The organism is Streptomyces sp. NPDC042201, from assembly GCF_055582185.1.
Window position 1 is genome coordinate 26,265 of sequence record NZ_JBVJDS010000005.1, and the last position, 19,516, is coordinate 45,780.

A 19,516-nucleotide genomic window follows, 5' to 3' on the forward strand; every position below is an offset into this window, starting at 1 on the left:
CCGTCGGATCCGGGAGGTGATCGACATTCCGGATCCGGAGTGGGCGGCGCTCGGCCCCGATCGGGCGTCCGTTGCGGGTGCTCGGCCCCGGTCGGTGTCCGTCGCTCGGTCGCCGCTGGCGCTGTGGCCGGGGAAGAGGGCAGGCTGCGGTCATGATTCGTACTGCCACGGCCGCTGATGTTCCGGTGATCCACGCGATGATCCGTGAGCTGGCGGCGTATGAGAAGGCCCTGGACGAGGTCCGGGCGTCCGAGGAGCAGCTGCGTGAGGCGCTGTTCGGTGAGCGGCCCGCGGCGTTCGCGCATATCGCGGAGTCGGACGACGGGGAGGCGGTGGGGTTCGCGCTGTGGTTCCTGAGCTTCTCGACCTGGCGCGGGGTGCACGGCATCTATCTGGAGGACTTGTACGTACGCCCTGAGCGGCGCGGCGGCGGGTACGGTACGGCGCTGCTGACGGAGCTGGCGCGGATCTGTGTGGAGCGCGGCTACGAGCGGCTGGAGTGGTCGGTCCTGGACTGGAACGAGCCGTCGATCGCGTTCTACCGGTCGCTGGGCGCGCGGCCCAAGGACGGGTGGACGGTGTTCCGGCTGACGGACGAGCCGCTGGGTGCGCTGGGTGGGCCGGGTGAGCCCGCCGCCGACTAGACGGTCAGGTGCGCGCGGTGTCAGGTGTGCGCGGCGTCAGGTGCCCGCGGCGGCTTCGGACGCCTCGCGGCTGCGGGGTGAGCCGGCGGTGACGAGGATCGCCGCGATGACCGCCGCGACGACCAGGATGACGGCCGCCCAGGCGATGGCGACGGTGAAGCCGTGGACGGTGCCCGTGTTCACGATATTGGCCTTCTCGGCCGGGGTGAGGCCGCCCTTTCTGGCCGCTTCGGCGAGATGGGTCGCCAGGTAGGCGCTCGTCGTGGTCGTCGCGATGGTGTTCAGCAGCGCCGTTCCGATGGAGCCGCCGACCTGCTGCGCGGTGTTGACGGTCGCGGAGGTGACGCCCGCGTCCTTCGGAGGCACTCCCGAGGTGCCGGTGGCGATGGCGGGCATGAAGGTGAGCCCGAGGCCGAGGCCGAGCAGCGTGGTCCCGGGCAGGATGTGGGCCGGGTAGCTGGAGTGCGTGTCGATGAAGGTCAGGGAGTACAGCCCGCCCGCGGCGAGCAGCAGTCCCGGGGTCAGCAGAAACCGTGGCCCGACGCGGGGCAGCAGCCGGGCGGAGATCTGGGTGGCTCCGATGATGATCGCGGCGGACAGCGGCAGGAAGGCGAGGCCGGTCCTCAGCGGCGAGTAGCCGAGGATGTTCTGCAGGAAGTACGTCATGAAGAGGAACGCCCCGAACAGCCCGATGGTCGTCAGGCACATGATGAGTACGGAGCCGCCGCGGTTGCGGTCACGGACGATGCGCAGGGGCAGCAGCGGGGCGGGCGAGCGGGTCTGCCACCAGGTGAAGGCGCAGAGGAGCGCGATTCCGCCGAAGAGCAGGCCGAGGACGAGCGGGGCGGTCCAGCTGTCGGACTGGGCTTCGCTGAGTCCGTAGACGATGGCGACGAGTCCGCCGCAGCCCAGGATGGCGCCGGGGATGTCGAGGTGCGCCCCGCGCGTGCCGGCCCGGTCGCTGAGGAGGGTGAACGCGCCGATGACGGCGATGACGGCGATCGGGACATTGACGTAGAGGCACCAGCGCCAGCTGAGGTATTCGGTGAGGACACCGCCGAGGAGCAGGCCGATGGCGGAGCCGCCGCCCGCGATGGCGCTGAAGATCCCGAAAGCCTTGGCGCGGTCGTTGCCGCTGGTGAAGGTGGTGGTGAGCAGCGAGAGCGCGGACGGGGCGAGGAGGGCGGCGAAGACGCCCTGGAGCGCGCGGGCGGCGAAAAGCATCTCGGGGCCGCTGGAGGCGCCGCCGATCGAGGAAGCCGCCGCGAAGCCGATCAGGCCGATGATGAAGGTGCGCTTACGGCCGACGAGGTCGGCGATACGGCCGCCGAGCAGGAGGAGTCCGCCGAAGGCGAGGGTGTACGCGGTGATCACCCATTGCCGGTTGCCGTTGGTGAGGCCGAGCTCCCGCTGGGCCGAGGGCAGCGCGATGTTCACGATGGTGGCGTCGAGTACGACCATGAGCTGGGCGGTCGCGATGACGGCCAGGGCCCACCAGCGGTGGGTGTCGGTCTCGGAGGCGCCGGTCTCGGAGGTGCCGGGTTCTGGGGGTTCTGGGGGCTCTGGGTCCTCGCTCATCGAGATCTTCCTTCGCAGTGGATCTCTGTCGGACCTCACCCACAACACCATGAATCGGTCCTCTTCGCCCCTCGCGATTCCCGGGCCCCGCCGCTACGGCTCCAGGACGACTTTCCCGATGGTTCCGCGGGTCTCCAGCGCGCGGTGGGCCCGCGCGGCCTCGGCGAGCGGGAAGCGCTGTACGGCGGGGCGCAGGCGGCCGGCCGCGGCCTCGGCGAGGGCGCGCTCTTCGAGTACGCGGAGGTCACCGCCCGCCTTCTGGAGCATCACGGGACCGAGGACGGACTCGGACGTGATGCCGCGCTGCGTCAGTTCCTCGTCGGTGAACGTCAGTGGCGATCCGTCGTGCAGGCCCTCCCCGGACCAGCCGAAGACGAGGTGCTTGCCGCCCTTGGCGAGAAGGCCGACGGCGGCCAGTCCGGCCGGCCCGCCGACGGAGTCGAAGACGACGGTCGCGCCCCGGTCACCCAGATAGGCGGTTACCCGCTCCGGCCAGTCGGACAGGGTGTAGTCGACGGCCAGGTCCGCGCCGTTCGCGGCGACCCGGGCGACCTTGGCGGGGCCGCCGGCGAGGCCGATGACGGTGGCGCCGGCGTTCTTCGCGTACTGGACGAGGAGCGTGCCGATGCCACCCGCCGCGGCCGGTACGAGCGCGATGTCACCGGGGCCCAGGTCCGCGAACTGCAGGATGCCCATCGTCGTACGCCCCGTGCCGATCATGGCGACCGCCTCGGCCTCGTCGAGCCCGGCCGGGATCTCGTGGAGCCGGGCGGTGTCGGTGACGGCGAGCTCGGCGTACCCGCCGGGGGCCATGCCGAGATGCGCCACGACGCGCTTGCCGAGCCAGCCGGCGTCCGCGCCCTCGCCGAGCGCCTCGACCGTGCCGGCCACCTCACGGCCGGGGACGGTGGGCAGTTCGGCCGGGGCCGGGTACGGGCCCCGCATCCCCTGGCGCAGGGCGGTGTCGAGGAGATGGACCCCGGCGGCGGCGACGGCGATCCGGACCTGGCCGGGGCCGGGGACGGGGTCCTCCGTCCGCTCGTACGTGAGGTTCTCGGCGGGGCCGAAGGCGTGGAGGCGGACGGCGCGCATGGCGGGCTCCCTATGGGTCGGCTGGCTGCGGCAATCAGCCTCCGACCTCAACCATGCTTGAGGTCAAGCGGCGTCGGCCCCGGGTCCGACGGGGGCGTGAGGGGGCGTGAAACCCTGGCCGCCCTTGGGGGATCCCGTGCTGCCCGTCAGGGATCCCGCGCCGCCCTTCGGGGGCGTAAGGCCCCTGGCGCCGCTCGGGGCCTTCAGGTGCTTCAGCTGCCCGAGGGCCAGGGCGGCCGCCCCGATCGCGCTGTTGAACGCCACCTCGCAGAGCACGCCGGGCGCCGCGACCTGGTCGCCGGCCAGCTGGATGCCATTGCCGCGGTCGATCCGGGGCCGGTCGCGCCAGGTGGTGCCCGGCAGGTCGACGGCTCCCGTACGGCCGGTCGCGAGGGCCTCGCGCCGCCACACGGTGCGCTCGCGCCAGCCGGGGAACCCCAGGTCGAGCAGGGCTTCGGCGCGGGCGATGCCGTCCGCCCTGGAGTCGCCGGGGCCGACCGGGAACTGTCCCTGGAGCAGCTGTTCGCCGGCCGGGGCGAGGGACGGGTCCTGCGAGGTGAACCGTTCGAGCCAGCCGGGGGCGTCGAGGTCGGAGATGACGAACGGCTCGCCCCTGCCCGTACGCAGCGCCAGATCGAGCAGGGCGGTACGGCCGCCGGGCCAGCGCAGGCTGTCGTCCTTGAGGAGGCGGCGGGCCGCTTCCAGGGAGGTCGCGACGATGACGGGGGTGTCCTCGGGAACGGTGTCGATCCGGGCGGCCGTCTCGATCCGGACACCCAGATTCCAGGCGTGCGCGGCCATCCGGTCGATCAGCCTGCCCCAGCCGCCGACCGGAAAGCGGGCCTCGGGCGGCAGCGAGGTGGCGCGCCGCAGCCGCTCCTGGACGAAGGCGGCGGAGAGCGCGCCCGGGTCGTGGTGATAGACGGCGACAGCGGCATAGTTCGCGGCGGTGCGGGCCGTGTGCGGGCCGGCCACCTCGGTGGCCCAGGTCATGAAGTCGACGTCCACCGGGGCCTGTCCCGCCTTGCGGCGGGCGAGTGCGAGCAGGCCGAGGGGCGGGGTCCTGCGCAGCGCGCCGCCGCGGTGGAAGCGGAAGCGGAGCCCTTCGCGCAGGGACACGGTGGCCATCGGGCCGAGCAGATCGCGCTGCCGCAGCCAAGCCCAGTGCGGCCCGCCGCGGTACAGGGCATGCGGGCCTTCGTTGGTCAGATATGGGCCCTCCGCGGTGCGTGCCCGCCCGCCGAGGGTGTGGTGGGCCTCGTAGAGGGTGACGTGCGCGCCCGACTCGACGGCGGTGATGGCCGCGGTGAGCCCGGCGAACCCGCCCCCGACGACGGTGACGCGATTTCTGGGATTCATGACGGTGTCTCCTTCGCTCGCTCTCACCGATGTGACGGATGCCGGCCGTCTCGATGTGACATCGGAGCGTTGTCAGTGGCGTGCGTCACCATGGGGGCATGGCACGGAAGGCGACGAAGAGCGGTGCGAGCGGTACGAGTGGTGCGAGCGGGTCGTCCGGGGCGAGAGGGGCGAGAGGGGCTTCGGCGAAGCGGGTGGAGGTGCGGCGGGCGGAGGTGCGGCTGCCGCCGCTGAGTCCGTACGGCGGCGGGCTCGACCCGGACGGTGATTACGACGGGCTGGAGTTCAAGGACCTCGACCTGGGCGGACAGGACGGTCCTGGCGCGCGGTTCATCGACTGCGCGCTGCGGGACTGCGCGCTGGACGAGACGACGCTCGTGCGGGCGCGGTTCATCGATTGCGTGCTCAGCGGTGTCCGGGGGGTGGGCACGGATCTCGCGAGGGCGTCGCTGCGCGATGTGGAGGTGGTCGACGCGCGCCTCGGCGGCGCGCAGTTGCACGGCGCCGTGCTGGAGCGGGTGCTGTTCCGGGGCGGGAAGATCGACTATCTGAATCTGCGGGACGCCCGGCTGAAGGATGTGGTCTTCGAGGGCTGCGTCCTGTCGGAGGCGGACTTCGCGGGCGCGGAGCTGGAGCGGGTGGAGTTCCGGGACTGCGTGCTCAGGCGGGCGGATCTGAGCGGCGTACGGATGAAGGACGTCGATCTGCGGACGGTCGCCGAGCTGGATATCGCGCGCGGGCTGGAACGGCTGTCGGGCGCGGTGATCAACTCGGCGCAACTGCTCCAGCTGGCACCGGCGTTCGCGGCGCAGATAGGAGTCCGGGTGGAGGACTAGTGCCGCGACGGGGCAAACGTTGCTGGGAGGGGCACTAGGTCCTGTCCGACCGACAGTCCTCAGGGCCTGGGCCGGGCTCGCCTCGGGGCGGGGATTTTCGAAGGCCCCGACCTGGGGGGATGGGCCGGGGCCTTCGTGGTGCTCCAGAGGTACGGCCTTCTGTGGGGGGAGGAACAGGTCGCCCGGTTCCCGGCAGTACCTCGGCAAGTCCTCGTGTGCCCGGTGATGCGGGATGTACGCCTGCCGATTCGAAAATCGTTGAGTGGGGTCTGTGACCGCGCTGTGGGGGCGATGCGTGGGTCCTACAACGTAGCTGGTCAGGCGCGGGGGAAGCGGGACTGGAGATCCCAGACGATCGGGTTGTCGGCCAGGCCCTCGTGCATATCGGTGAGGTCCGCGATCAGGTCGTGCAGGAAGTCGCGTGCCTCACGGCGCAGCAGCCGGTGGCTGAAGTTGAGCGGGGGCTCGTCGCCGGGCATCCAGTCGGCCTCCACATCGACCCAGCCGAAGCGCCGCTGGAAGAGCATGCGGTCGGCCGACTCGGTGAAGTCCAGCTCGGCGTACTGCGGCTTGGCCGCCCGGCTGCCGCGCGGGTCGCGGTCGAGCTGCTCGACGATGTCGCACAGCGCCCAGGCGAAGTCCAGCACCGGCACCCATCCCCAGGCTGTGGACACCTCGCGGTCCGCCTTGGTGTCCGCGAGATAGACGTCCCCGCAGAAGAGGTCGTGGCGCAGCGCCCGGACGTCCGCGAGGCGGTAGTCGGTCTGCGGGGGATCCGGGAAGCGCCGGGAGAGGGAGTAGCCGATGTCGAGCACGGGCCCGATGGTGTCACGGCCGGCCGCGCGGGCCGCGCGGCCCCGGGCACGGAGGGGATCAGGGCGTGTGCCGGGCGTGTCCTGGGGACCTGCCCGCGCGTTGTACCGCTCATGAACATGCGTCGATTCCTCACCACCGCCGCGGCCGGCTCCGCGCTCCTCGCCGCCGTCGCTCCCGCCGCCCAGGCAGCCGACTTCGGCGGCACCCTGAGTGGCGCGGCCCAGACCGCGGCTGCCGCCGGAGCGAAGGCCGAGCCGGTCGCGGACGGTGTCGCCGGGGACAAGGTGGAGAAGAAGGTGGGCGCCGTGAAGGGCGCGGTGAAGGCCGGCAACGACCTGATCAAGTGAGCGCGCGGATCTGATCAAGTGCGGGCGCGGATCTGATCAAGCGAGGGCGCGCGGGGCCGGCCGGGGCGGGAGTCCGCCGGCGCGGTTCGGTGTGGCCTCCGGTCCGGCGCGTGGCGCGCTCCGAGCGATGCCCTGACACCGCTCGGCGGATGCGCGGCGCACGCCGGACCGGAGGCCGTGCGTCACGCCTGGTGGAAGACGGTCACGTTCCAGGCGGCCTTCCAGTTGCCGTCCCCGAACTTGAGGTTGGCGGTGCACTTGTTGGTGTCGCCGTCGCAGCTCAGGCCGGTGACCGGCACGGGCGCTTTGGCCTCCAGGGCCGGTGTCGCGGCCCTGGTCGCCTGGTGGAAGACGCTGACGTTCCAGCTGGCCTTCCACTTGCCGTCGCCGAACTGGAGGTTGGCGGTGCACTTGTACGTGTCGCCATCACAGTTCAGCCCCGTCACCGGCACGGGGGCCGCGGCTCTCGGGGCCGACGCCGCCAGGAACGGGGCCGCCATGGACGGCGCGGCCACGGTCGGGGTCGCGGTCCTGGTCGCCTGGTGGAAGACGCTGACGTTCCAGTTCGCCTTCCAGTTGCCGTCGCCGAAGCGGAGGTTGGCGGTGCACTTGTAGGTGTCGCCGTCACAGTTCAGGCCCGTCACCGGCACCGGAGCGGCGACTGCGGGGGCGGCTACGCCGATGCCGAGAGCGGCGACTGCGGCGAACGTACCTGCGACGGTGCGCAGCATGGTGGTGTCCTTCCGTCAGGGCGCGGGAAGCGCCCGGTCACAGGAAGGCTGCTACGCCCGGCTCTCCACCAACCAAGATCACCCGCGGGTTCACCGCATCGAAGTACCGCCCTTCGACCAATCATCATCAACACGCCCACGCCAGGCCGGAGCGGCCGCCGACGGAGGTCACCGGCCGCGGCCGAGTGGCGCAGACGGCGGCCGAGTGGCGGCAGACCGTGGCCGACTGGCGCAGACGGGCGGCCGAGTGACGGCAGGCCGGCCGCCGGGAAGCATCGCCCCGCCGCCGAGCCGTGCCGCAGCCGTCCGCCGCCCTCCGCGGCCTACGATCACCGCGTGGACCAGCGCACTCCCGCAGCCCCAGGCCGTGTCGTAGCCGTAGCCGTCTCCCTCGGCGTGGCTCTGGCCGTCCTCGCCGGCTGCACCGACGGCGGTGCGCACGCCCGGCCGGGCGCGGCGAGCCTGCGCGATCCGTACTTCCCGCAGATCGGCAACGGCGGTTACGACGTCACGCACTACGGACTGACCCTCGACTACGCCCCGGCCACCGGCCGGCTCCAGGGCACCGCCGAGATCACCGCCCGCGCCACCCAGAACCTCAGCGCCTTCAATCTCGACTTCGCCGGGATGACGGTCGACTCCGCGACCGTCGACGGCCGGAGGGCCACCGTCCACCGGGCCGGTACGGAGCTCACCCTGCGGCCCCCCGCCGCCCTCGGCCGGGGCGACACCTTCCGTACGGTCGTCCGCTACTCCGGTACGCCGCGCACGATCACCGACCCAGACGAGTCGGAGGAGGGCTGGCTCAGGTCAGGGGAGCGTGCGGTCGGGCTGGGCGAGCCGACCGGCTCGATGGCGTGGTTCCCGGGCAATCACCACCCCCGCGACAAGGCGTCGTACGACATCCGGGTCACCGTGCCCACGGGGCTCAAGGCCGTCTCCAACGGCGAGTTGACGAGCGAGCGTACGACGGCCGGCCGTACCTCCTTCGACTGGCACTGCGCGGAGCCGATGGCGAGTTATCTGGCCATGGTCGCCATCGGCCCGTACGAGACCAAGGCGACGAGGGGATCGAAGGGCGCGTTGCCCGTCTACTCGGCGGTCGATCCGGCCGTCGCCGAGGACAGCGCGGACCTGGTCGCGGCGGTCCCCGGGATCATCGCGTGGGGGGAGAAGACCCTTGGTCCGTACCCCTTCTCCTCGACCGGTGTGGTCATCGGACAGCGGGACGACTCCGGGTACGCCCTGGAGACCCAGAACAGGCCCTTCCTCCCCGGCCCGACCAGTCTCGGGACGCTGGTCCACGAGCTGGCCCATCAGTGGTTCGGCAACTCCGTCACCCCCGAGTCCTGGCGGGACATGTGGCTCAACGAGGGGTTCGCGGAGTACACGGAATGGCTCTGGGAGGAGGACACCAACGACGTACCCGTACGGGAGAACTTCGCCGAGGCGTACGACGATGACGACAACTGGACGTTCCCGCCGTCCGATCCGCCCTCTGCGGCGGACATCTCGCGCGCGCCGGTGTACGGGCGCGGGGCGATGGTCCTGCACCGGCTCCGGGTGACCGTGGGCGACGACCTGTTCTTCTCGATCCTGCGGGGCTGGCTGCGGACGTACCGTCATGGCAACGCCTCCACCCGCGACTTCACGGCGTACGCGGAGAAGGAGGCGGGCCGGCCCCTCGGCGGGGTGTGGAACGGCTGGCTGTACGGCAAGGGCAAGCCGCCGCTGCTGTGACCACGAGCGGGCGTCCGTGACCACGAGCGGGCTTCTCTTATCCGTAAGCGGACTTCCGTCAGAGCGCTTTGCGCAGCACCACACAGAGGCGGCCCCGCGCGGTGTCCGGGCGGCGGTCGATCTCCACGTATCCGAGCGCGGCCCAGAAGGCGAGGGCCTTCTGGTTGGTTTCCAGTACGGCGAGTCTGACGCCCGTACGCCCCGCCGCCAGGAACCGGTCCTCGACCACCCGGGCCAACGCGCTTCCGTACCCGGCGCGCTGGTCGCGCGCGTGCACCATCAGCAGGCCGATCCAGGGATCGGGGTCGTCCGGGTCGGGGTGGTGGGCGAGGGTCACGGCGATGGCGACCAGCCGGCCCGCCGAACGGGCGAGCAGCACCTTCGCGTCGGGGTGCGCCAGTTCGTCGGCGAGGGAGACCGCGACCTGCTCGGGGCGGATGTTGCCGGGGTCCGGGAAGTCCCCGCTGAGCTGCTGGAACTCCCGGTTGGAGGCGTAGAGGGCGGCGAGTTCCGTCAGCAGGGGCCCGGGGAAGGCGCCGTCCACGGGCGTCAGCGGTTCGACGATCATGTGGCGCAGGCTACCGACGAGCGGCGCGGCCGGGCGGGGACCGGCGGTACGGCGCGCGGGGAACCGGCCGTACGCCGCGCGGGGAAGCGGGCGCCCGTACGGCGCGCGGGGAGCCGGTCCTGACGCGAGTGGGCCCCGGCCGCGGCCGGGGCCCACTCGTACTCACTCCTGCGTGCGCGTCAGCGTCGGCGCTCGTGTCAGAGGTTGACGCCGAAGTCCGTGGCGATGCCCACGAGACCCGAGGCGTAGCCCTGGCCGACCGCGCGGAACTTCCACTCCGCGCCGTTGCGGTACAGCTCGCCGAAGACCATGGCGGTCTCGGTGGCGGCGTCCTCGCTCAGGTCGTAGCGGGCGAGCTCGGTGCCGCCGGCCTGGTTGACGATGCGGATGTACGCGTTCCGCACCTGGCCGAAGTTCTGGCTGCGGGACTCGGCGTCGTAGATGGAGACCGGGAAGACGATCTTGTCGACGTCGGCGGGCAGACCCGCCAGGTTGACGTTGATCGCCTCGTCGTCGCCCTCGCCCGCGCCCGTGCGGTTGTCACCCGTGTGGACGATGGTCTGGTCCGGCGTCGACTTGTTGTTGAAGAAGACGAAGTGGCCGTCGGAGACGACCTTTCCGCCCGGGTTCACCGCGATGGCCGAAGCGTCGAGGTCGAAGTCGGTGCCGGTGGTGGTGCGGACGTCCCAGCCGAGGCCGACCGTGACGGCGGTAAGGCCCGGGGCCTCCTTGGTGAGCGAGACGTTGCCGCCCTTGGACAGGCTTACAGCCATGGGGATGTCCCTTTCGTTGACGTGTGCGGGCTTCGAGTGCTCCCGAAGTTACCGTCACCCGACATAACGCAGGCAGAGGACCGCAGGGTTCCGCCCCGCTTTACTTTCTTTACCCGGGAGAGAGACACGCCCGGGAAAAAGGGGTGACGCGGGCGGCCCGGGCACGGGACCATGGGGACATGTCCGGGTCTCCTCATGTCATCCGCGGTTCGGTCTCCTTGCCGGAGGCCGAACTGATGTGGCGTTTTTCGCGTTCGTCCGGGCCCGGCGGCCAGCATGTGAACACCAGCGACTCGCAGGTGGAGCTTCGCTTCGATCTCGCGAAGACGGAGGCGCTGCCGCCGGTGTGGAAGGAGCGGGCGCTCGAGCGGCTCGCGAACCGGCTGGTGGGTGGCGTGATCACCGTACGCGCGTCGGAGCACCGCTCTCAGTGGCGCAACCGCGAGACGGCGGCCGTGCGGCTCGCGGCGCTGCTCGCCGAGGCGACGGCCCCGCCGCCGCGTGCGCGCCGTAAGACGAAGATCCCGCGCGGCATCAACGAGCGCCGACTGCGCGAGAAGAAGCAGCGCGCGGAGACGAAGCGCGGCCGCACGGGCCAGGGCTGGTCGTAACCGTACGAGCCGCGAGCCCGCCCGCCCGCCGGGAGCCGTACGGGCCACCGGGAGTTGTACGAGCCGCTGGGAGCCGTACGAGCCGCTGGGAGCCGTACGAGCCGCGGGCCCTCCGCCCGCCGGCCCTCCGCCCCGCCTACCCTTAACCCAACTGGCGGTAGCGGCCCTTGAAGTGGGTCAGCGGGCCGCCCTCCGCGCCCGGCAGGTCCACCGTCAGCACCCGGCCGATGACCAGCGTGTGATCGCCCGCCTCGACCCGCTGTTCCGTACGGCACTCCAGCGTCGCCAGCGAACCCTCGATCAGCGGCGCTCCGCTCACCTCGCCCCGCCGGTACGCGATCTCCTGGAAGAGCAGCCGGTCGCTGATCCGGCCCTTCATCGCGAACCGCCCCGCGATGTGCCGGTGGTTCTCGGTGAGCAAAGACGCCGCCCACAGCGGCTGTTCGGCGAGCAGGTCGTCCATACGGGAGCCGTTGCGGACGCTGACCAGCACCAGCGGCGGGTCCAGGGAGACCGACATGAAGGCGGTCGCCGTCATGCCGGCGTCCTCGCCGCGCGGGCCGTCCGCGCTCGATGCGGGCTCGTGGGCCGTCACCAGCACCACACCCGAGGCCAGCCGGGACAGGGCGGCGCGGAAGTCGTCGTTGCTCACCCCCTCAGGATGGGGGATGGCCCGTGAAGCACGGGGAAGGGGTTCGGGGCGGGGCGCGGGGGTCGTCTGGGGCACAGGGGAGACGCTAGTCTCGGCCGTCATGTGCCCGCATCGGGCCAGGGGACCAAGCCGGTCCTAGGACCCGAGCCGTGCGCGCCGGCGCTCGGGACGCCCGCCGAACCCCTGCTGGGCGCCCGGATTTGCGTTCAAGAAGCCATGGAGCGCTCCCATGAAATTCGCCGCTCCTTCATCATATGATGTGACTTGAGTCACAGTGTGCAGTATTTGTTGACCCTGTGTACCGGCCGCACAGCTCGCTGTGATTCAGTTGCGAGGACAGTGCAACACGAGAGTCGATGAGAATCCTGGAGTTGCTGTCGAGGTCTCGGGGAGAGCGAGCAATGGAGACCGAGTCGGAGCCGTATGTCCGTCTTGCGACCCTGCGGCAGCTGCATCAGGCCGTCGCCGAACTCAACACGGCCCGAAGTCTTGCTGACACGCTGCAGACCGTCGCCGACGGCGTCGTCGACGGACTCGGCTATCAGCTCGCGTGCGTCAATGTCGTCCAGGCCGACGGTGACCTGGTCGTCGCCGCCTTCGCGGGCAGCGCGGCCGCCGAAGCCCTGATCACCGGCCGGGTCGGCTCCCGCGGTTCCTGGGAGCGCCGCCTCGCGATGGGCGAGAGCTGGGGCGAGCTGCGCTTCATATCGCACACCGAGGGCTGGGTCCTGCTGGAGGACGACGTTCCGCAGTGGTACACCGAAGGCCCCGACCCCCGTTTCGAGGACGAGTGGCACCCGCAGGACCGTCTCTACGCCCCGATGTACGCGTCGGGCGGCGGGAGCGAGCTGCTCGGTGTGATCTCCGTCGACCGGCCGCGCGGCGGCCGCCGTCCCGGGCCCTGGGGGCAGGAAGCCCTGCAGATGTACGCGTCCCAGGCGGCGATTGCGATCAGCAACGCCCGGCTGCGAGCAAACATGCAGCGCGCCCTCGTCCGGCTGGAGCGCGAACAGCAGGCGCTGCGGGCCAGTGAGGAATCCTTCCGCCAGGCATTCGAGTACGCGCCCAGCGGCATGGCCATCGCCGAGATGGGCGGTGACCAGCACGGCAGGCTGCTGCGGACCAATGACGCGCTCTGCCGGCTGCTGGGCCGCCCGGCCTCCGCGATGCGCCGCCACTCCTTCTCCGACCTGGTCCACCCCGAGGACATCGGGACGCTGCTCCGCACCTCCGCCGAGGGCGGCCGCGCCGAACTGCGGCTGACCCGCCGCGACGGCACGTACGTCTGGGTCTCCCTGCGCAACTCCGTCGTCGCGGACACCGCCGACGGCCCCCGTTTCCTGCTCACCCATGTCGAGGACATCGAGGAGCGCAAGGGCCGCGAGCTCCAGCTCGCCCACCGCGCCTCGCACGACTCGCTCACCGGCCTGCCGAACAGCGCGGAGCTGCGATCACGCCTCAGCTCACGGCTCTGTTCGCGCCCCGACGCCATGCGGGAGACCGCGGTCGAGGCCCTGGACGCGGCGTACGGCGGGTACGAGGGCACCGTCCTGTACGAGCCCGGATACGACGCGTACGACGGGTACGAGGAGAAGGCGGCCCTCGGCGGCGGCCTCGGCCTCGACGGCTTCGGCCTGCCGGTCGGCGGCGGGTCCTTCGACCACCACGTCCATATGACCGCGCCCGCCGGCGACGGGGAGGCCGACGACGGTACGAAGGGCCTCGCGGTCCTCTTCTGCGACCTCGACGGCTTCAAGTCGATCAACGACCGTTTCGGCCACAACACCGGCGACGCGGTCCTGATCGAGGTCGCGCGCCGGCTCACGACCGGCGTACGGGACGGGGACACCGTGGCCCGGCTCGGGGGTGACGAATTCGTCGTTCTCGCGGACGGCCTGGGCGCGGCGGACGCCGCCGACCTCGCCGTACGGCTGCGGAACGCGATCATTCCGCCGATCAGGGTGGACGGACGGGCGGTCCGGGTCGGGGCGAGCTTCGGCATTAGCTGGGCGAGCTGCGGGATGTCGGTGGAGGAAGTGCTGCAATCCGCTGACCAGCGGATGTACATCGAAAAGCGGTCGCGGAACAAGGATCACCGGCGGGCCGGTTAAGAAGAGGGCTTAGCCTCGGAGGGGATCCCGTTCGCTTACGGGACCGGTCTGGGACAGGGCTGGGACAGGGCCGCGACGCGTTGTTCACCCAGGCGCCGCACAGTGGCTGCCACCAGTCAAGGCCCGTCCGTAGGCTTACGCATTCGAGGTAGGCTCGGCCGGTCGGCGACGCTGGCGAGATGGTAAGGAGTGACCCAGGGATGACGGCCGGGAACAACGGCGCGAGCACGCCCGAGGAAGACGATCCGTTCGGCTACCTGTACGAGGACGGACAGGCGGCGGCCGCCAATCAGCGACGCCAGGGCGGCTACGGCTACCCAGGACCGGCCGCGCAGCCCGGTGTGCCCAGGACTTCGTACAACCAGGTCAGAACGGTCGGCGAGCGCCAGTACGGGCAGCAGCAGGTCCCGCCGCAGCAGGCGTACGGCCAGCAGGGTCAGTACGGCCAGCAGCCCTATGGCCAGCAGGGCCAGCAGGGGCAGTACGGCCAGCAGCAGCAGGGCCAGGCCCCTTACGGCCAGCAGCCGAACGCCCACTACGCGGCCCCCGAGACCCACCCCGGCGGTGCCACCACCCGCCAGGTGCCGGCCCAGCGCGGCGGACGCGGCGGCGGCCCCAACACCAAGGGCCTGCTGATCGGCGCCATCGCGGTGGTCGCGGTCGTCGTGATCGGCATCACGGCCGCGCTGCTCTCCAACAACGGCGGCACGAAGGACGGCGGCGCGACGCCGTCCGGCGGCCCGTCGATCGGCGAGTCGCAGCAGCCCGGTGATGAAGTGGCCGGCAAGGACCCGAAGCCGGACGAGGCGATCCAGCTGCCCAAGCAGGACGCCGCGACCCTCCAGCTCGGACCGCCTGCCGTCCTGGCGACCGACATCAAGGGCGCCCAGGGCACCGGCGGGGCGTATGTGTCCGGCTTCAACGCCGTCGGCGCCTCGGTGACCTGGACCGCCGACATCGAGAAGGCCGGTCCCTACGCGCTGTCCGTGCGTTACGCCATCCCGGGCAAGGACGCGAACGCCACGCTGACCGTCAACGGCAAGGCGAACACCTCCCCCCTGGGGCTGAAGAACTTCATTCACTCCAGCGATCCCAACTGGGAGAAGAACTGGCAGACCACCTGGGCGCCGGTCGAGCTTCAGCAGGGCAAGAACACGATCAAGATCTCCTGCGAGGACGGCAACCAGTGCGATGCCATCCTCGACTGGCTCGAGGTCACGCCTCCGCGGAAGAACTGATCACCTTGCCGCGGAGCTGATCACCCGTAGGAACCCCGCCACCGTCCCGGTCATCGCCTCGCGAGCCGGGGCGAGGTATTTCCGGGGGTCGACGGTCGTCGGGTTCGCCGCGAGGTAGTCGCGTACGGCTCCGGTGAAGGCCGTGTTGAGCGCCGTCCCTACGTTGATCTTGACCATGCCGGAGGCGACCGCCCGGCGGATCTCCTCGTCGGGGACGCCGGAGGAGCCGTGCAGGACGAGCGGTACGGGGACGGCCTCCCGGAGCGCGGCGATCAGCGCGTGGTCGAGCGTCGCAGTGCGCCGGGTCATCGCGTGGGACGAGCCGACCGCGACGGCCAGCGCGTCGACGCCGGTCTCGGCGACGAAGACGACCGCCTCCGCTGGGTCCGTACGGACGCCGGGGGCGTGCGCGCCGAGGGACGGCTCACCGTCCTTGCCGCCGACCGCGCCGAGCTCGGCCTCGATCCAGATGCCCTGCTCATGGCACTGGCGTACGGCATCGGCGGTGGCCTTGAGGTTCTCCGCGTACGGCAGCTTCGAGGCGTCGAACATCACCGAGCTGAGGCCCTCGGTGGCGGCCGCGGCCCGCAGCAGTCCGGCCGACTCGACATGGTCGAGGTGGAGCGAGAGCGGCGCGGAGGAGGCGCGGGCGACCGCGGCCGCGGCGGCGGTGATGACGTCGAGCCGGCCGCCGTGGAACGCCACGGCGTTCTCGGATATCTGCAGGACGGCGGCCGCGCCCGCCCGCTCGGCGCCCGCGGCGATGGCCTCCGCGTGCTCCAGCGTGATGACGTTGAAGGCGGCGATCCCGCGTCCCTGGGCCGCGGCGGCCGTGACGAGTTCAGCGGTGCTGACGAGTGGCATACGCCCCCATGTTTCCCGGGCTGTCAGGCCCGTCCTTACGGTGCCGGGCCGAGTGCGTACGGCCCGGCGCTGCGGCGGCGCGCGTCACGCCGCCTGGTGCTCCGTCACCGCGATGCGCGGCAGGAGGTCCTCGTACGCCTCGGCGTCGAACTCGCCCGCCGCCGGGGCCAGGACCGTGGCCGTCGACAGGGCGACCGCGCGGCTCAGCCGGGCCGGCCAGGGGAGGCGTTCGACGAGGCCCGACAGCAGGCCGGCCACCGCCGAGTCGCCCGCGCCCGTCGGATTGCCCTTGGCCGGCGCGGGCGGGGTCGCCTGCCAGATGCCGTCCGGGGTGGCCGCGAGGACACCGTCGGCGCCCAGCGAGGCGACGACGGAGTGGGCGCCGCGGCGGCGGGCGTCGCGGGCGGCGCGCAGCGGCTCGCGGGAGCCGGTGAGCCGGGCGAGTTCCTCGGCGTTCGGCTTGACCAGGTCGGGGCGGGCGGCGACGCCCCGGCGCAGCGGCTCGCCGCTGGTGTCGAGGAGCACGGGCACCCCGGCGCCGCGGGCCCGGCGGATCAGCTCGGCGTACGCGCCGACATGGATGCCGGGCGGCAGGCTGCCGCACAGGGCGACGGCGTCGGCGCCGGTGAGCAGCCGGTCGTACACGCTGAGGAAGGCGCTCCACTCGGCGGGCGAGACGGTCGGGCCCGGCTCGTTGAGCTGGGTGGTGTCACCGGTCGCCTCGTCGACGACGGCGATGGTGCGCCGGGTGGACCCGGCGATCGGTACGAGTGCGTCCACCGGCCGCGTGGAAGAGGTCATGGAAGATCGCGACGGCCCCGTACGGCCGGCTCCGCACTGCGCGAGCAGCTCCCGCAGCACATCGCCCGTCCGGCCGCCCGCGAACCCCGTCACCACCGTCCGGTGGCCCAGCGCCGACAGCACCCGCGCGACATTCAGGCCCTTGCCGCCGGGGCGTTCGACGACCTCGCTGACGCGATGCGTGGCGTGCGGGACCAGTACGGGCGTGCGGTAGGTGATGTCCAGCGCGGTGTTGAGGGTGACCGTCAGGATCATCCGTGTCCCTTCCCCCGAAGAACGCGCTTGCCCGGCCGGTTGCCGGGGCGATCATGTCAAAAAGAAGGCGGTTGGCCCAGACCCCCGGACCGACCGCCTTCATACAGAGTCGTACAGACTCGTACGGGCTCGTACAGGCTCGTACAGATTTATACAGGCTCGTACAGACTTATGAAAAAATCACCCTAGGTGGGGCTCGACCACCCATTCGCCCTTGTGCAGCACGCCCGCGACGGAGAAGTCGGCGGCCAGCACGACCAGGTCCGCGTCCTTGCCCGGCTCCAGCGAGCCGACCTTGTCGTACACGCCGAGCAGCTTCGCCGGGTTGGCGGAGATGGCCTGGACGATGTCCTCGACCGGCAGCCTGTCCACCGTCGCCGCCCGCTTGAAGGCCGTGTCCAGGGTCAGCGTGGAGCCGGCGATCGAGCCGCCCTCCACCAGCCGGGCGACACCGTCCTTGACCTCGACGGCCAGCGGGCCGAGCTGGTACTTCCCGTCGCCGAAGCCCGCAGCGTCCATCGCGTCCGTGATGAAGGCGACCCGGCCCGCGCCCGCGCGGTGGAACGCCAGCTCCAGGGCCGCCGGGTGGAGATGCGTACCGTCGTTGATCAGCTCGACGGTGACCCGCTCGTCCTCCAGCAGCGCGGCGATCGGCCCCGGCGCGCGGTGTCCGAGCGGCGGCATCGCGTTGAAGAGGTGCGTGGCGACGGTCGCGCCCGCGTCGATCGCCTCGACGGTCTGCTCGTACGTCGCGTCGGTGTGCCCGATCGCGGCGATCACGCCGTGCTCCGCCAGCAGCCGTACGGACTCGATGCCGCCCGGCAGCTCGGTGGCGAGCGTGACCATCTTGGCCGTGCCGCGCGCGGCGTCGAGGAGCTTGCGCACCTCCGCCGGGTCGGGGTCGCGCAGCAGCGATTCGCTGTGCGCGCCTTTGCGGCACGGGGAGATGAACGGGCCCTCGAAGTGGATCCCGGCCAGCTCGCCCTGTTCGACCAGCTCGGAGAGGATGCCCGCGCGCTGGGCGAGGAAGTCCATCTCGCCGGTGACGCCGGAGGCGACGAGCGTGGTGGTGCCGTGCTCCCGGTGCGTACGGATGCCCTTGAGGACCTCGTCCACCGACCCGGAGGTGAAGGAGGCACCGCCCCCGCCGTGGTTGTGCATGTCCACGAAGCCGGGGACCAGCCAGTGCCCCGACAGATCCAGCGTGACGGCGTCCGCCGGGGCGGCGCCCGCGATCCGGCCGCCCTCGATGATCACCCGCCCGCCGTCCACGGTCCCGGTGGGCAGTACCACCCGGGCGCCGGCGAGAACGGTGGTTTCGGCGCGTGCGGCCATCAGGCGGTTACCTCCGTGGCGAGTAGATCCCAGGCGAGCAGCCCCGCGCCCAGGCATCCGGCGGTGTCCCCGAGGGCCGCCGGGACGATCTCGGGCAGCTTCTGGAACGTCACTCGCTCCTCGACCGCGGCCCGCAGGGGTGTGAACAAGGTTTCCCCCGCCTCGCCGAGTCCGCCACCGATGATCAGCGTGCGGGGGTCCAGCAGGGTGAGCGCGGTGACCAGTCCGGCGGCGAGCGCGTCGACCGCGTCCCGCCAGACCCGTACGGCCGCGGGGTCGCCCGACTCCACGGCCTTCGCGCAGTCGGCGGCGTCCGCCTCCGGGTCGCCGCTCGCGGCGGCCCAGGCGCGGGTCACGGCCGCGGCGGAGGCGAGGGTCTCCAGACAGCCGCGCTGTCCGCAGCCGCACAGCGGCCCGTCGGGGCGGACCACGACATGGCCGATCTCGCCCGCGGAGCCGTGCGCGCCGGCCTCGATGAGGCCGCCGATACCGATGGCCCCGGCGATCCCGGTGCCCAGCGCGAGGAACAGGAAGCGGTCGGCGCCCTTGCCCGCGCCGAGCCGTCCCTCGGCGAGGCCGCCGGTACGGACGTCGTGCCCGAGCGCGACGGGTACGCCCCCGAGCCGCTCGCCGACCAGCTGCCGCATCGGTACGTCGCGCCAGCCGAGGTTGGCGGCGTACACGGCGATGCCGCGCTCGGCGTCGACGATGCCCGGCACGGCGACCCCGGCGGCGACGGCGCTCTCGCCGAAGTGCTCGGTGCCGTAGGCGCGCAGATCGGCGGCGAAGCCGAGAATGGTCTCGACCACGGCTTCGGGGCCGCGCTCTCTGCCGGTCGGCCGGCGCGCCTCGTACAGCAGTGCGCCGTCCGCCCCGACCAGGGCGGCTTTCATGCCGGTGCCGCCCACATCCAGGGCGATGACGTGTCTCACAGGGACAGTGTCGCGCGTAGAGCGTTGAAAGGTCTAGTCCACTGTCCTGGATTGTTGCGCGTCCATACAAACGCGAATCGCCGCCGACGGCCGGTACTCGACCCTTTCCCACCCTGACATGTGCCTGGCACAGACGTTGCCGAAGCGCAATCAGCCCTGTGTGGACCTCAAACCTCCGGATAGGGGAAAATAACTGGCTGATAACAGGGCTTCACGGGGGACCGGCGGGGACC

Annotated in this window: 19 protein-coding genes; 7 read left to right on the forward strand and 12 right to left on the reverse strand. The window is 71.8% G+C overall.

Going from position 1 to position 19,516, the window contains the following annotated elements; all coding sequences use genetic code 11:
* The first annotated feature begins 152 nt into the window (after positions 1-152).
* Positions 153-644 (forward strand): GNAT family N-acetyltransferase, encoded by a 492-nt coding sequence (locus tag ACZ6MZ_RS13750; RefSeq protein WP_469351840.1) that lies wholly within the window; start codon positions 153-155, stop codon positions 642-644.
* A gap of 36 nt (positions 645-680) precedes the next feature.
* On the opposite strand, the gene ACZ6MZ_RS13755 is transcribed toward ACZ6MZ_RS13750, so the two are convergent.
* From ACZ6MZ_RS13755 to ACZ6MZ_RS13765, 3 genes are all read right to left on the reverse strand, one after another.
* Positions 681-2,222, reverse strand: a complete 1,542-nt coding sequence (locus ACZ6MZ_RS13755; protein WP_469351842.1) for an MFS transporter — start codon at positions 2,220-2,222, stop codon at positions 681-683.
* Between the two features lie 93 nt (positions 2,223-2,315).
* A complete protein-coding gene (locus ACZ6MZ_RS13760; protein ID WP_469351844.1) occupies positions 2,316-3,314 on the reverse strand; it encodes a zinc-binding dehydrogenase in 999 nt (332 codons plus the stop codon).
* A 63-nt stretch (positions 3,315-3,377) separates the two neighbouring features.
* Positions 3,378-4,673, reverse strand: coding sequence for an NAD(P)-binding protein (locus ACZ6MZ_RS13765; protein WP_469351845.1), 1,296 nt, complete (start codon positions 4,671-4,673; stop codon positions 3,378-3,380).
* Between the two features lie 98 nt (positions 4,674-4,771).
* On the opposite strand from ACZ6MZ_RS13765, the gene ACZ6MZ_RS13770 reads away from it, so the two are divergent.
* On the forward strand, positions 4,772-5,509 hold the full coding sequence (locus ACZ6MZ_RS13770; RefSeq protein WP_389790054.1) for a pentapeptide repeat-containing protein: 738 nt from the start codon (positions 4,772-4,774) through the stop codon (positions 5,507-5,509).
* Positions 5,510-5,826: 317 nt separating this feature from the next.
* Here the strand turns inward: ACZ6MZ_RS13770 and ACZ6MZ_RS13775 are convergent, their stop codons facing one another.
* Positions 5,827-6,324 (reverse strand): hypothetical protein, encoded by a 498-nt coding sequence (locus tag ACZ6MZ_RS13775; RefSeq protein ID WP_384178650.1) that lies wholly within the window; start codon positions 6,322-6,324, stop codon positions 5,827-5,829.
* A gap of 111 nt (positions 6,325-6,435) precedes the next feature.
* On the opposite strand from ACZ6MZ_RS13775, the gene ACZ6MZ_RS13780 reads away from it, so the two are divergent.
* Positions 6,436-6,672 carry a hypothetical protein gene (locus tag ACZ6MZ_RS13780; RefSeq protein WP_469351848.1) on the forward strand — a complete coding sequence of 79 codons (237 nt, stop codon included), beginning with the start codon at positions 6,436-6,438 and terminating at the stop codon, positions 6,670-6,672.
* A gap of 182 nt (positions 6,673-6,854) precedes the next feature.
* On the opposite strand, the gene ACZ6MZ_RS13785 is transcribed toward ACZ6MZ_RS13780, so the two are convergent.
* Positions 6,855-7,403, reverse strand: coding sequence for a hypothetical protein (locus tag ACZ6MZ_RS13785; RefSeq protein WP_389790058.1), 549 nt, complete (start codon positions 7,401-7,403; stop codon positions 6,855-6,857).
* Between the two features lie 336 nt (positions 7,404-7,739).
* Here ACZ6MZ_RS13785 and ACZ6MZ_RS13790 point away from each other — a divergent pair, with 336 nt between their 5' ends.
* The gene (locus tag ACZ6MZ_RS13790; protein ID WP_469351850.1) at positions 7,740-9,143 is read left to right on the forward strand and encodes a M1 family metallopeptidase; all 1,404 of its coding nucleotides are present in this window, start codon (positions 7,740-7,742) and stop codon (positions 9,141-9,143) included.
* Between the two features lie 58 nt (positions 9,144-9,201).
* Here the strand turns inward: ACZ6MZ_RS13790 and ACZ6MZ_RS13795 are convergent, their stop codons facing one another.
* Positions 9,202-9,711: a GNAT family N-acetyltransferase gene (locus ACZ6MZ_RS13795; RefSeq protein ID WP_469351852.1), complete on the reverse strand. Its 510-nt coding sequence runs from the start codon at positions 9,709-9,711 to the stop codon at positions 9,202-9,204.
* A 197-nt stretch (positions 9,712-9,908) separates the two neighbouring features.
* On the reverse strand, positions 9,909-10,484 hold the full coding sequence (locus tag ACZ6MZ_RS13800; RefSeq protein ID WP_389790064.1) for a TerD family protein: 576 nt from the start codon (positions 10,482-10,484) through the stop codon (positions 9,909-9,911).
* A 179-nt stretch (positions 10,485-10,663) separates the two neighbouring features.
* On the opposite strand from ACZ6MZ_RS13800, the gene arfB reads away from it, so the two are divergent.
* Positions 10,664-11,095, forward strand: coding sequence for an alternative ribosome rescue aminoacyl-tRNA hydrolase ArfB (gene arfB, locus ACZ6MZ_RS13805; RefSeq protein WP_384178660.1), 432 nt, complete (start codon positions 10,664-10,666; stop codon positions 11,093-11,095).
* Between the two features lie 142 nt (positions 11,096-11,237).
* On the opposite strand, the gene ACZ6MZ_RS13810 is transcribed toward arfB, so the two are convergent.
* Positions 11,238-11,849: a flavin reductase family protein gene (locus ACZ6MZ_RS13810; RefSeq protein ID WP_469351855.1), complete on the reverse strand. Its 612-nt coding sequence runs from the start codon at positions 11,847-11,849 to the stop codon at positions 11,238-11,240.
* 299 nt (positions 11,850-12,148) lie between these two features.
* Between ACZ6MZ_RS13810 and cdgB the strand changes: the two genes are divergently transcribed.
* Positions 12,149-13,858 carry a diguanylate cyclase CdgB gene (gene cdgB, locus ACZ6MZ_RS13815; protein WP_469351857.1) on the forward strand — a complete coding sequence of 570 codons (1,710 nt, stop codon included), beginning with the start codon at positions 12,149-12,151 and terminating at the stop codon, positions 13,856-13,858.
* 200 nt (positions 13,859-14,058) lie between these two features.
* Positions 14,059-15,096: a CBM35 domain-containing protein gene (locus ACZ6MZ_RS13820; RefSeq protein WP_469351859.1), complete on the forward strand. Its 1,038-nt coding sequence runs from the start codon at positions 14,059-14,061 to the stop codon at positions 15,094-15,096.
* Here ACZ6MZ_RS13820 and ACZ6MZ_RS13825 read toward each other — a convergent pair whose 3' ends face one another.
* The 4 genes from ACZ6MZ_RS13825 to ACZ6MZ_RS13840 all read right to left on the reverse strand — a co-directional run bounded on the left by ACZ6MZ_RS13825 (position 15,097) and on the right by ACZ6MZ_RS13840 (position 19,244).
* Positions 15,097-15,960: a class II fructose-bisphosphate aldolase gene (locus ACZ6MZ_RS13825; protein WP_469351861.1), complete on the reverse strand. Its 864-nt coding sequence runs from the start codon at positions 15,958-15,960 to the stop codon at positions 15,097-15,099.
* Positions 15,961-16,044: 84 nt separating this feature from the next.
* The gene (locus ACZ6MZ_RS13830; protein WP_389790072.1) at positions 16,045-17,016 is read right to left on the reverse strand and encodes a 1-phosphofructokinase family hexose kinase; all 972 of its coding nucleotides are present in this window, start codon (positions 17,014-17,016) and stop codon (positions 16,045-16,047) included.
* Between the two features lie 180 nt (positions 17,017-17,196).
* Positions 17,197-18,351: an N-acetylglucosamine-6-phosphate deacetylase gene (nagA, locus tag ACZ6MZ_RS13835; RefSeq protein ID WP_469351864.1), complete on the reverse strand. Its 1,155-nt coding sequence runs from the start codon at positions 18,349-18,351 to the stop codon at positions 17,197-17,199.
* Positions 18,351-19,244 (reverse strand): ROK family protein, encoded by an 894-nt coding sequence (locus ACZ6MZ_RS13840; RefSeq protein WP_469352336.1) that lies wholly within the window; start codon positions 19,242-19,244, stop codon positions 18,351-18,353. Before ACZ6MZ_RS13840 ends, nagA begins: the two co-directional genes overlap by 1 nt.
* Between the last annotated feature and the right edge of the window lie 272 nt (positions 19,245-19,516).